Here is an 11,898-nt window from a genome sequence, read left to right on the forward strand (position 1 = left end):
CAAATATAATAATTATTAAATCTAGATGGTATCTTTGTGACATGGCAAGAGATGAACAATTAAAAGATAGATGGGATAGAATTCAGAAGAAACTTTCTGATCAATTTGCAGATGGTGATATCCTGGAGCTGGATGCTATAATTTACCTGATTGGAGTTCAGGAATTGGGACAACCCCATCGACGATATAAGAAGGATCATAAACTGGATTTGATGCATATTGCAATTTGTACTTTGCTGGAGCCTTATGGCTATTATGAATTCGATTTTTTTGATGAAGATGGCTGGCCGCACTTCAAAGTGAAGGAGCAATTGCCTACACTTAAAGCCGGTGAACAATCTGTGTTAATGAAAGAGGCAATAGTGCAATATTTTATGGAAAAGGAATATATTTCTTAAATGAATTTGTGGCCTGTTATACTTTCATTTCCTCGGGATAGCGGTCCTGTTTACCAGGAGACTTTATCCGGTAGATTACCTGTGGAGCCGTATAACACGTATAGTAATATCCTGTTTTTATTGATCATTATATACTTTTCCTTGAAGGTATATAAGGATTATAAAAATCATAGGTTTTTAGCCTGGAGTCTGCCTGTACTTTTTATGGGATTTATAGGTGGTACTGTATATCATGCTACTCGTAGCCATGATATTTGGATGTATATGGACTGGTTACCTATTGTGATCTTATGTTTAGCAGTTTCTGTGTACTATACTATAAAGCTGAAAATGAACCGAAGGAAACGCTTTATTTTGATCCTTATCATTCTGTTTTTAGTTTTCGGAATACGCCTTATTCCCTGGCCTGAGGCAAGCCAGACTTCTATTGGCTATATTGCCACGGCAGCCGGATTATTGCTACCTATCATCACTTATTTCTACACCACGAAACTTCATAATTGGGGGTATATACTTCTGGCGTTTCTTAGCTTTGGATTTGCAATTAGTTTCCGGGTTCTGGATAGGTTTATCTATATTATACCTATGGGAACCCATTGGCTATGGCATGTATTTGGCGCATTATCTGTGTTTTTCCTGATAAAATATATCTATAAGGATAAATTACCCGTACCGGCTTTTCAGAAGAAATAGGTAAATCTTAATAAGCCCCTAAAAGGAGGTGTTTAGGTTTAAATTTTATTAAATTTGCGCTTCCGAAACGAAATCACCTATGATCGATAAAATAAAAGGACATATCGCTGATGTCGAAAGCTTTAATGCCAAGACAAAGGACGAAATCGAAGCTTTCCGAATTAAATATCTTGGAAAAAAAGGTATTCTGAATGAGTTTTTTACCGAGTTCAGAAATGTGCCAAATGAAGAAAAGAAAGAGTTCGGCCAGGCTATTAACGAATTTAAAAACGCTGCTCAGGATAAAGTGAATGCTTTAAAAGAGGAGTTGGAGAATAGTCAGGAAGAAAAAGGGGTGTATGGTGATCTTTCCAGACCAGCAGAACCGGTTGAAATAGGTTCTCGTCATCCAATTTCTATCGTAAAAAATCAAATCACAGAGATCTTTTCAAATATTGGTTTCAATGTTTCTGAAGGTCCTGAGATGGAAGATGACTGGCATAACTTTACGGCGCTTAATTTACCTGAATATCACCCGGCCCGGGATATGCAGGATACATTCTTTATTCAAACAGATCCAGATATTTTATTGAGAACTCATACATCATCTGTTCAGGTGAGATATATGGAGGAGAATAAACCACCAATTAGAACCATCTCTCCGGGAAGAGTTTTCAGGAATGAAGCTATTTCAGCAAGGTCACACTGTATCTTTCACCAGGTTGAAGGTTTATATATAGACAAGGATGTTTCGTTTGCAGATATGAAACAAACGATTTTATACTTCACTGAACAATTATTCGGAAAATCGAAGATTAGATTAAGACCTTCATATTTCCCTTTTACCGAACCTAGTGCAGAGGTGGATGTATACTGGGGTCTTGAAACTGAAACAGACTACAGGATCACTAAAGGTACCGGTTGGCTTGAGATCATGGGCTGCGGAATGGTAGACCCAAACGTGCTCAGAAATTGCAATATAGATCCTCAGGAATACTCTGGATTTGCCTTCGGGATGGGAATTGAAAGAATAGCGATGCTGTTATATCAAATAGAAGACATTCGTATGTTCTATGAGAACGATATAAGATTCCTTGAGCAATTTAAGTCGGCACTATAATGACTAAATATGGCCTTTTAATTCTTGCGGTAGTAATTATAGGTATAATAATCTACGTAACTTTTGTAATTGCTCTTATCAAGATCACCTTAGGCCTTATTTTATTAGCGGTGGCTGTGATACTTTTGTGGCTGCTCTGGCTAAAGATCAAAAAGAAAGCTAAAGATACATTTTGAAAAAAGATATTGAAATACCGGAGGTTAAGGATGTGCATGTAGCTGCAGTGAAAGTCCTGAATGAAGAATTTCAGGCAATGGAGTGGAATGTTTACCTAATCAATGATTCTGAAGAGGAAATTGATATGGTTTTAATCGTTTCTAAAGGCTTTGATAAGAAGAAGGAAACCTCGTTGATGAGACATAAGATTGAGGTACTTCCATCCAAGAATTTCGCTAAGATTGAATATCTGCAGGATGATGTATTGAAGCTGAATAATGAGTTTAAAGTGACTTACTTTGCCAATAATAAAATGATGGAAAAGACTTTTCTTTTTAAACCCTATACTATAAATGAAACCTTAGGTACTGAAATTCCAATCATTCCTGAAAAAGGAATTTTAGCGATATAGGAATCATTCTATAGAATTAAGAAAGCCTCTGGAAATTTCAGAGGCTTTTTAAATTCAAGTTGATTTATTCGTAAACTAATCGAATTTATTATTTAAATCTTCAAAATCGCCAATCACTTTTCCTCCACTATTTATTTTTACTCTACCAGATACGTAAATCTTCGAGTTTTCTCCAACAAACTCAAGTACACCGTCACTAGCAATATTAAGATCCCCATGTATTTCTATCAGACCCTCAATTTTAAGGCGGCTATTGGAATTTATAACGAGATTTTCTGAAGACTTTGCGTTTCCGAGTTTAAATGAACCCAACATATTCAGGGTAGAGGCACTGCTTAAATTTGCACTTTTTTCAATTAACATATCCCCACAAAAGTTCAGTGTCCCGTTCACATTTAGATGTTTCAGGTTCATAACTCCAGAATATGAAGCTTCAGAGTTGGAAGAAATGTTGAGGTTTTTATCACCTGTATAACGATCAAATTCTGAACATGGAAGGAAATCTCCAGTTTCAATGTCTGTTTCAGGAGCTATAATTTTCAGGATCTTCAACCCTGAACCTGAAGCTAAGTAGATATATTCTCCTTTTGCCTGGACAAAGTTTGCACTTCCGTCAATTTCAGCGATCCCTTCGGCTACTGGAACAAGCTCATTATTAAGTTTAAGAATATCCAGTCCTGCACCTCCATTGGCCATGTAAATAAAGTTACCATCAGTAGAAACTGCGTTAGTCACTTTGTTTTCAGCACTAACGCTGGAAGCATCGGGATGCACTCTTAATGGTAAGCTCATAGCTTTAGTGCTGGATTCGAAATTGTAAATTCCAGCTCCATCTGTCCCTTCAGACACTAATATGTTTTTTCCATACCATGCTATAGTTCTTTTAGATTCCGGGGTAAGAGCTGAAGTCTCAATAGAGTTGTTTTCAATGAACTCGTTATTCAAACTGAAATCCAACAGGCCTTCTTCTCCGCTTAATACGGCGAGTTTATCATTGTTACAGGCAGCAGATCTAAGATCGCCAAGATTAATTTCAGCTTGGGGATCAAAAACGGAATTGGTACCGGGAAGAGTAAAACTTCCTACTATTCCTGAATTCCCGCTGATTAAAATTGTTCTTCCTTCAAAATCCAGTACATGAACTCCAGTGTGACCGGCAAGTCCGTAGTCAAGGTTGAAATCTGAAGAAAAATTTCCGTTTTGGGTTGATACATATCCTAATAAGGTGTGGTTTGGCCCTTCACCGTTTATAGAGGCTCCGGTAAAAATTATGTTGTCGTTATTGTCTATATATAGGGAATTGATATCGGCAATGTCAGATTTCATTCTGCTAACCAGAACCGGATTATACTTATCGCTAACATCTACAATATCAATAGCACCAAGGTAATTAGATCCTTCTTTATTATAAGAAACGTAAGCATAATTACCTTTAACGTCTACGTGCGTAGCGCGTAGTGCCTCCCCATTTAATATTGGAGATTCCAGGGAGGCTATCTGTTCTATACCGAATATCCATTCCGACTCAGAGTTTCTGGTAGTGTTTATTCGAGCAATACCGATAACCCCGGTTTCTTTAAAGCTGATCGCTCCTTTTAATTCAGAGGCATCGTTAGAAACAATAAAATGAGATTGTTGTTCGGGATTTTTGGATGAAGTTTCATTGTCCTTTTGACACGAAATAAAGAATAAAGCCGAAATAAGGCTTATTCCAAGTAATTTTTTGTTCATAACTATAAATAGTTTAGGTATTTGGGCAGATAAAAATAGTAATTAAACCGAGATAGAAAAGATAAACTAGTTGAATGGTACGCTTTTTCGTTAAAATGTAAGAAACATCTGGTAAGAGAATTCTTCGCATTAAAAAAGCCGTTCATTGAACGGCTTTTTTTTATTGAAGTCTTACTGTGCTTATTTTATTTTATTGGAAACATCGTTGAACTCTCCTTCGAAAGTAACGTTTTTATTGATTTTTGTTTTTCCTAGTACCTCGATAGCACTCTCTGTTCCAAGAAACCTTACTAAAGCGCCGTCATTAAGAACTAGATCTCCTTTGATAACGACCTTCCCTTCTATTACAAGATGACCATTGTGATTAACTTTCACATCACCTTCAGCGATCATTTCTCCACCAAGGTTAAATATCCCTCCGTAATTTACCACTACATTCTTATTTACAGATAGAGTACCGCAAATATTCAATTGATCATTGATGGCGATAGAAGTTACATCTACTTCACCATGATATGACTGCGGAGAATTTTGTAATACAGTTAAATTTTTTCCACCTTCATAATGTGCGTAAGTATCACAATTGGCTAAAGCTCCCTGAAAAAAACCAGGTTCATGCAATTTCAGACCTCCATCAATAAAAAATGGCTCATCATGCCATTTATTTACGTCATGCTTTTTCTCCTTCAAAGATTCCTGAATATCATTTACTTCCTGAGGATCTTCAGAATTAATATCAGACTGACATGAAGTGAAGGCCAATGCGCCAATTAAGGCCAGGCTTAAGAATTTAGTTTTCATAAAGTTGGTTATTAGATTTGTTGCTGTAAAAGTAATATTAAAATCTATAACTTTTACATAAAATCGCTGAAATGTATGTTAGTCAGTATTTTAGCCTGAAGGACGTAGGAAAAAACCTATTTTAATCTAATTTGTCTACTAACTTTTCGAAGACTTTTTTAGGGTTCTTGCCTTCATAGAGGATGGCATAAACAGCATTGATAATTGGCGTTTTCGCTTTTTTCTCCTTGTTAATTTTATAGGCGCTTTCTGTAGCATAATAGCCTTCAGCGATCATACTCATCTCCATTTGAGCGCTTTTAACGGTATAACCCTTACCAATCATATTACCAAACATACGGTTTCGGCTAAATACTGAATATCCAGTTACTAATAGATCACCAAGATAGGCGGAGTCATTAATATTCCGTTTCATCTTATGCACCTTCTTGATAAATTTCTTCATTTCCCTTATGGCATTGCTCATAAGAACACTCTGAAAATTATCTCCGTAACCCAGGCCATGTGCAATTCCAGCAGCAATGGCATAAATATTTTTGAGGACAGCGGCATATTCTGTTCCAATTACATCATCACTAATTTTACATGTTATATAATCGCTTCCCAGGTATCCGGCAACTATTTCAGCCTTTTTTTCGTCCTGGCAGGCAACCGTTAGGTAAGACAATCTTTCCAGCGCAACCTCTTCAGCATGACAAGGCCCGGTTAAAACGCCAATATTGTCCATAGGAACATCAAAAAATTCATTGAAATGTTCTCCTACAATAAGACTGGTCTCAGGGACTATACCCTTAATTGCTGAAAAAACAACCTTATCGCTTAATGATACCTTAAGGTTATCTAGTTCTCTTTTAAGGAAGGCAGAAGGAATGGCAAAAATTATATATTCTGAAGCTGCAACGACCTCATTAATATCATTACTAAGATTTAGCTGTTCATTATCAAATTCTACCGAACTAAGATAATTGGGGTTGTGATCCTGTTTTTTGATGTGCTCAAGGGCATAAACACTGCGCATATACCAGTTAACCTCCTCGAGGTTCTCACATAACATTTTCACTATTGCAGTAGCCCAGCTACCACCACCAATAACGCCAAAACTAGGAGCTTTATTCATATAATTACATTCTCTGTCCCAAAAATAATCAATTTTACAGGGATATAAAGGTTTTTGCTGTTTTTAGGAATTTTCATTGCGAATTTCACAATAAATTGATCTCTAAACTTTAACAAAGCTAACTGTAGAAATATACAATCTAGGTAGAACTCTTCCGTTATCTAATTGTTCTACTTGCAATCTTTTATTTGTAGAACATTAGTTTTTTTGGTTGGTTATTTAGTTGAAAAAACCGTTTCGTTAGAAGCGGTTTTTTTAATTTGAGATTAATTTTTTTTGGAAAACTTTAGGAGTACGCAGGCTTCAAAACTTAGTTCACTTTTGTACATTTAATAACTAACTATAAATCAATATAATGGGTATATTTTCATTTATTAAAGATGCAGGTAAGAAGATTTTTGGAATCGATAAACCTAATACAACCGAAGTTGGTACAATGGATGAAACAAAAGTAAATGATAAGGCTGCAAGGAAACTGGAGGAAACAATTGCAGACTTGAATTTAAAAGCTGAAAATCTAAAAATTCATATTGAAAATGATATGGCCGTAGTATCTGGAAGAGCGTTAGATCAGGCCACACGAGAAAAAATCATTCTGGTTGTTGGAAACTCTGAAGGTATTTCTCAGGTAGATGACAGGATGGATGTTGAAAATACAGAGCCAGAAGCTGTATTCCATACAGTAGAAAGAGGAGATACTCTTAGTAAGATCTCCAAAGAACATTATGGAGACCCTAATCAATATCCATTGATTTTCGAAGCGAACAAGCCAATGTTACAGGATCCAGATAAGATTTATCCTGGACAGGTATTAAGAATACCGCCACTTGGCGATAAAAGATAAATAACAAAAGACTGTTTGAAAATTTTGAGAATGTTAAACTGAGAGCAGACGACGTTCTATAGCTTGTAGTTCCACAATGAAAAAAGTAGGATCAATCAGCTAAATTGAAGATTCAAAATAGATTTTTAAACAGTCTTTCACTTATTATTTATAGAAATTCATCAGGTCGATATATTCCCAGACTTTTTGATCCAGTAACGGTCTCACGTTCCTGGACTCCTTTATAGATTTACGAATAAAAGTTGACGAGATCTCCACAATTGGAGCATCCACCTTTGTAATCTTAGGATTGTGTAGTAAAGTTGGATCTGCTATTCCTTCAGCAATTCTGGGATATACATATATCTCGTGATTTTCCAGTATTACTTCATTATTCTTCCATTTATGAAAGCTTTTCAGGTTGTCTTCACCCATTATTAAACAGAAATCGTTTGTAGGGAATTTTTCCTGAAGATGAGCAAGTGTATTTACCGTATAATTTGGCTGTGGAAGGCCAAATTCTATATTGCTTGGTTTTAACTTTTCATAGGTCTCGCAGGCTTTATAAACCATTTCGAGTCTTTGATGATTATCTAATAAACTGCTTTTTTTCTTAAGCGGATTATGAGGAGTAACTACCAGCCAGACCTCTTCCAGATCTGAATATTCAGCCATATGATTGGCAATGATCAGGTGGCCGGTATGAATAGGGTTAAAGGTTCCAAAAAACAAGCCTACCTTTCTATTCATTCCTCTGGTTTTTCAGCTCCAACATAATTAGAAACCAGGCTGTAAGCTTCTTTTAAAGCAGTGCCTAAATGATTATTTTCAATGATGAAGTCAAATTGAGGTGCCGTTGCCAGTTCAATTGATGCTTTTGCAACTCTCATATTTATCTTATCGTCACTCTCGGTCTTTCGCTTCTTAAGACGGATCTTTAATTCTTCGATACTCGGCGGTTTTACGAATACAGCCAGGGTATTCTCTGGATAGATCTTTTTAATATCCAGGCCTCCCACGACATCAATATCAAAGATCACATGTTTCCCTTCTTTCCAGATACGTTCAACTTCGCTTTTTAAGGTGCCGTAGAAATTATCACGATAAACTTCTTCCCATTCCAGGAAATCGTCATTCTTGATCTTTTGCTTAAAGTCCTTTAATGATAGAAAATAGTAGTCTTTCCCATCTACCTCATTTCCTCTGGGTTCACGGGAAGTGGCTGAAATAGAAAAGTCCAGCTTTAATTCCTGATGCCTTAATAAGTGACGTACTATCGTTGTTTTACCAGATCCCGAAGGAGCAGAAAATACGATAAGTTTCCCTTCGCTCATTTAGAGTACGTTTAGAATTTGTTCTTTAATCTTTTCCAGTTCATCCTTCATTTGCACCACTAGCTGCTGCATCGGTGCGTAGTTGGATTTACTACCTATAGTATTTATTTCACGACCAATTTCCTGAGAAATAAAGGCTAGTTTTCTTCCGTTTGAGTCTTTAGAATCCAGTGTTTTCTGAAAATACTCAAGATGGTTATCCAGTCTTACCTTCTCTTCAGTAATATCGAATTTTTCAATATAATAAACGATCTCCTGCTCAAAGCGGTTTTCATCTGCCTGTTCTTTGATCTCTTCGATACCTTTTCTAAGTCTTTCCCTTACGGCATCAACACGATCTGGGTCTATTTTAATAACTTCAGCAAGTAGATTATTTATATTGGCGATCCTTAATGAAAGATCTTTTTCGAGAGCTTCACCTTCATCAGATCTAAAGCTGTTGATTTCGGTAAGAGCATCTTTTACTGCACCTTCAATTGCTTTGAATTCTTCATCATCTATCTCATCTCTTTCCGTTTTTAGGGAATCGGGCATTTTTACGGCCATTTTCAATAGTTCAACCTCACTGGCATTCACTATATCCCTAAGTTGGTCCATGTAGTTTTTTACTACTTCGGTATTTACATTTGTAGAAGTTTGTTCACCAGTATATTCTACGTAGATAGAAAGATCTACTTTACCACGGCCAAGAGAATTTGAAATAATATTCCGAAGGTCTAACTCCTTTTCCCTGTACTGGGAAGGAATGCGCGCATTCAGGTCAAAATTCTTACTGTTTAGAGACTTAAGCTCTACGGTGATTTTTTTATTGGGAATTTGAGTAACGCTTTTCCCGAAGCCTGTCATAGATTGAATCATGCCTGAATTTTAAATGCTTGCGCAAAGATAATCAATTCTATAGCATCTCCAATTGAATCGAGTCCCTATAAACCTAAATTACAAAAGGGATTCCATGAAATCCAGAGCTCTTTTTTCATGATAATAAGTACTGGTTTTAGTCACGAATCCTACATGACCTCCATATGGCGGGACTTCAAGATGCAGGTATTCTGAATTTTCAGCCATCTTATATGGATAACATTTTTCAGAAAGGAAACTGTCATTTTCAGCATTTATCATGAATGTAGGTACCTCTATGCCCTCAAGGAATTGAAGAGCGCTGGTTTTTTCATAATAGTCGGCCGCATTTTTATATCCATGAGCCCTTGAAGTATATAAATCATCAATATCCCTGAGTGAGTTGCAATTAGAAATATCACTTTTTTTAAGTTGTTCGGGGAATTTTTCTGCTCTTAAATTAAGATGTTGTTTTAGATTTAATTCGAACCTTTTGGAATATACAAAATTCCGCATCTTATTAATTGCACCCAATGAACCCGCCAGATCACATGGAACTGAAACCCCAACAGCCCCAATGATCTCTGTTGGTCTGGTTCGGTTTTCTCCAAGGTATTTCATTAACATATTTCCGCCCAGGCTAAAACCAACAAGAGCTATCTTCTTATACTTGTTTAAGGCGAGAACATGCGCAAAAAGTTCGGCAAGATCGTCACTGGCACCGGCGTGATAACTTTTAAAAAGTCGGTTTAACTCTTCGCTGCATCCTCTAAAATTCATGGCTAAAGCATCCCACTTCTTAAAATTGAATACACGAGCCATTCCTTTCATATAAGGACGATCTGTTTTTCCAGCCAGACCATGTAAAAGGATAACCAATTTATCAGAATTTTCATCGCTGGAATAACTCCAATCCAGGTCTAAAAAATCACCATCGCTAAGTTCTATCCGCTCTCTTTTATATTCAGAAATATCTACCTTTCTTAAGGTAGCGGCATAGATAGTGGAGGCATCGGCATTTTTAAAAATTCCCGGGGGAACATAATTTCCTGTAAGGACCGGCATCTTTTTAATTTTAATATAAACTTAGGTAAAATAAGGTATGCACGCATAAGAATTATTGGTAGTTTTGAATAAATTGAAGATATGTATACAAAGAAATTCGAAATAAGATGGAGCGATCTGGATGCTAACAGGCACCTGGCAAATTCAGCTTTCATCAATTTTATGAGCCATACCAGAATGGGTTTTTTAACTGAAAATGGATTCGGGCAGAAACAGCTTTCTCATTACAATCTTGGGCCCATCGTTTTTTATGAGCATATCTATTATTTTAAAGAAATTTTTGCCGGGGAGCCTGTTACTGTAACTCTGGAATTAAGCGGACTATCTAAAGATGGAATGTACTTTGAATTTATTCATAAGATCTACGATCATAAAGGGAATAACTGCGCTTCATGTGAAATGATGGGTTCATGGATAGATCTTGAGGAGCGAAAGTTAACCACTTTACCTAAGGAACTTTTTGATCAATTAGATCACACTCCCAAAACCAGGGACTTCAGGATCCTTACTAAAGAAGATACCCGCAAATATGGAAAAAGACCTGAAAACCTTTCTCCAGAAGAATTAAAAGATCTCTAAAATTTTATGGCTGAAGGAATTGATGAAGTATGGTATGCTTGTTATGGTTCTAATATCCGGGAAGAACGGTTTCTCTGTTATATAAATGGGGGTACGCCACCGGGCGCTCTTAAACACTTTATTGGGTGCACAGATAAGTCTAAGCCTAAGCAAAGTAGAAAGATCACGATAGATCATGAAATGTATTTTGCTAAGGAGTCCCCAACCTGGAATGGTGGAGGTATTTGTTTTCTGAAGCCTGAAAAAGACGCTACAGCAAGGACTTTTGGTAGAACCTACCTTATAAATTCCGGCCAGTTTATAGATCTGGTAAGACAGGAGCTTAAGTTTGAAGGTGAGATTTTCATTGATTTTGATAAGCTCAAGAAAGAAGGAAGTTATAATTGTTTTACCGATGGGAGATATGGACTATTGCTTTACCTGGGAGAAATCCAGGGAAAGCCGGTAGTTTCCTTTACCAGTGAGGTCTGTTTAGAGGATGAATTAAATGCTCCAGATATTACGTATCTAACTACGATCCTTAAAGGAATGAATGAAATTTATGATCTTAAAGATTCTGAATTGATAGATTACTTCCGTACAAAAAAAGGCATTGAAAATTCAGATATTGAAAAGGAGCTTCCACGTATCATTTCCGAAATAGATTATTAGTTAGTTTCTTGCCCCTGATGAATCCTATAAAGGATCTTCAGGAATAAATCATATATAATTTCTAGGCTACCAGATCAATAGAGATGATATCAATAAATTTCAGGCAAAAATTATTCAGCTTTCACCCTGCCAATATCGAAATTTCAGTTGTAGGCTTACTAGTAATTATTCTTACAATAGCTGGATTTTCTTGGACCAATGA

At 36.4% G+C, this 11,898-nt stretch carries 15 protein-coding genes; 8 read left to right on the plus strand and 7 right to left on the minus strand.

Annotated features, from left to right (window positions below; genetic code table 11):
- Positions 1–41: 41 nt before the first annotated feature.
- The 5 genes from G530_RS0102450 (at position 42) to G530_RS0102470 (ending at position 2,758) form a co-directional block, all read left to right on the plus strand.
- On the plus strand, positions 42–398 hold the full coding sequence (locus G530_RS0102450) for a hypothetical protein (RefSeq protein ID WP_026933017.1): 357 nt from the start codon (positions 42–44) through the stop codon (positions 396–398).
- Positions 399–1,091, plus strand: a complete 693-nt coding sequence (locus G530_RS0102455) for a membrane protein (RefSeq protein WP_026933018.1) — start codon at positions 399–401, stop codon at positions 1,089–1,091. It abuts the gene before it with no gap.
- A gap of 79 nt (positions 1,092–1,170) precedes the next feature.
- The gene (pheS, locus tag G530_RS0102460) at positions 1,171–2,190 is read left to right on the plus strand and encodes a phenylalanine--tRNA ligase subunit alpha (RefSeq protein WP_026933019.1); all 1,020 of its coding nucleotides are present in this window, start codon (positions 1,171–1,173) and stop codon (positions 2,188–2,190) included.
- Positions 2,190–2,366, plus strand: a complete 177-nt coding sequence (locus G530_RS17730) for a hypothetical protein (protein ID WP_205619186.1) — start codon at positions 2,190–2,192, stop codon at positions 2,364–2,366. Before pheS ends, G530_RS17730 begins: the two co-directional genes overlap by 1 nt.
- Positions 2,363–2,758 carry a phenylalanyl-tRNA synthetase subunit alpha gene (locus tag G530_RS0102470; RefSeq protein WP_026933020.1) on the plus strand — a complete coding sequence of 132 codons (396 nt, stop codon included), beginning with the start codon at positions 2,363–2,365 and terminating at the stop codon, positions 2,756–2,758. The genes G530_RS17730 and G530_RS0102470 overlap by 4 nt, the downstream gene beginning before the upstream one ends.
- A 75-nt stretch (positions 2,759–2,833) precedes the next feature.
- Here G530_RS0102470 and G530_RS0102475 read toward each other — a convergent pair whose 3' ends face one another.
- From G530_RS0102475 to G530_RS0102485, 3 genes are all read right to left on the minus strand, one after another.
- Positions 2,834–4,489, minus strand: coding sequence for an LVIVD repeat-containing protein (locus tag G530_RS0102475; RefSeq protein ID WP_026933021.1), 1,656 nt, complete (start codon positions 4,487–4,489; stop codon positions 2,834–2,836).
- A gap of 180 nt (positions 4,490–4,669) precedes the next feature.
- Positions 4,670–5,290 (minus strand): hypothetical protein, encoded by a 621-nt coding sequence (locus tag G530_RS0102480; RefSeq protein WP_026933022.1) that lies wholly within the window; start codon positions 5,288–5,290, stop codon positions 4,670–4,672.
- 121 nt (positions 5,291–5,411) lie between these two features.
- Entirely contained in the window at positions 5,412–6,407 is a 996-nt protein-coding gene (locus tag G530_RS0102485; RefSeq protein ID WP_026933023.1) for an NAD(P)H-dependent glycerol-3-phosphate dehydrogenase, read from the minus strand.
- Between the two features lie 355 nt (positions 6,408–6,762).
- Between G530_RS0102485 and lysM the strand changes: the two genes are divergently transcribed.
- Positions 6,763–7,251 (plus strand): peptidoglycan-binding protein LysM, encoded by a 489-nt coding sequence (lysM, locus tag G530_RS0102495; RefSeq protein ID WP_026933024.1) that lies wholly within the window; start codon positions 6,763–6,765, stop codon positions 7,249–7,251.
- 144 nt (positions 7,252–7,395) lie between these two features.
- Here the strand turns inward: lysM and nadD are convergent, their stop codons facing one another.
- The 4 genes from nadD to G530_RS0102515 form a co-directional block, all read right to left on the minus strand.
- Positions 7,396–7,980 (minus strand): nicotinate (nicotinamide) nucleotide adenylyltransferase, encoded by a 585-nt coding sequence (gene nadD / locus G530_RS0102500; RefSeq protein ID WP_026933025.1) that lies wholly within the window; start codon positions 7,978–7,980, stop codon positions 7,396–7,398.
- A complete protein-coding gene (gmk, locus tag G530_RS0102505) occupies positions 7,977–8,564 on the minus strand; it encodes a guanylate kinase (protein WP_026933026.1) in 588 nt (195 codons plus the stop codon). The genes nadD and gmk overlap by 4 nt, the downstream gene beginning before the upstream one ends.
- Positions 8,565–9,422 carry a YicC/YloC family endoribonuclease gene (locus G530_RS0102510; RefSeq protein ID WP_026933027.1) on the minus strand — a complete coding sequence of 286 codons (858 nt, stop codon included), beginning with the start codon at positions 9,420–9,422 and terminating at the stop codon, positions 8,565–8,567.
- Positions 9,423–9,500: 78 nt separating this feature from the next.
- Positions 9,501–10,466, minus strand: a complete 966-nt coding sequence (locus tag G530_RS0102515) for a YheT family hydrolase (protein ID WP_026933028.1) — start codon at positions 10,464–10,466, stop codon at positions 9,501–9,503.
- An 81-nt stretch (positions 10,467–10,547) separates the two neighbouring features.
- On the opposite strand from G530_RS0102515, the gene G530_RS0102520 reads away from it, so the two are divergent.
- Together G530_RS0102520 and G530_RS0102525 are read left to right on the plus strand one after the other, a co-directional pair.
- Complete coding sequence (locus tag G530_RS0102520) at positions 10,548–11,045, plus strand: acyl-CoA thioesterase (RefSeq protein ID WP_026933029.1); 498 nt, start codon at positions 10,548–10,550, stop codon at positions 11,043–11,045.
- 6 nt (positions 11,046–11,051) lie between these two features.
- Positions 11,052–11,696, plus strand: a complete 645-nt coding sequence (locus G530_RS0102525) for a hypothetical protein (protein WP_026933030.1) — start codon at positions 11,052–11,054, stop codon at positions 11,694–11,696.
- Positions 11,697–11,898: the final 202 nt, after the last annotated feature.

The sequence above is a fragment of the Christiangramia echinicola DSM 19838 genome (assembly GCF_000423065.1).
In the GTDB taxonomy this organism is placed as follows: Bacteria; Bacteroidota; Bacteroidia; order Flavobacteriales; family Flavobacteriaceae; genus Christiangramia; species Christiangramia echinicola.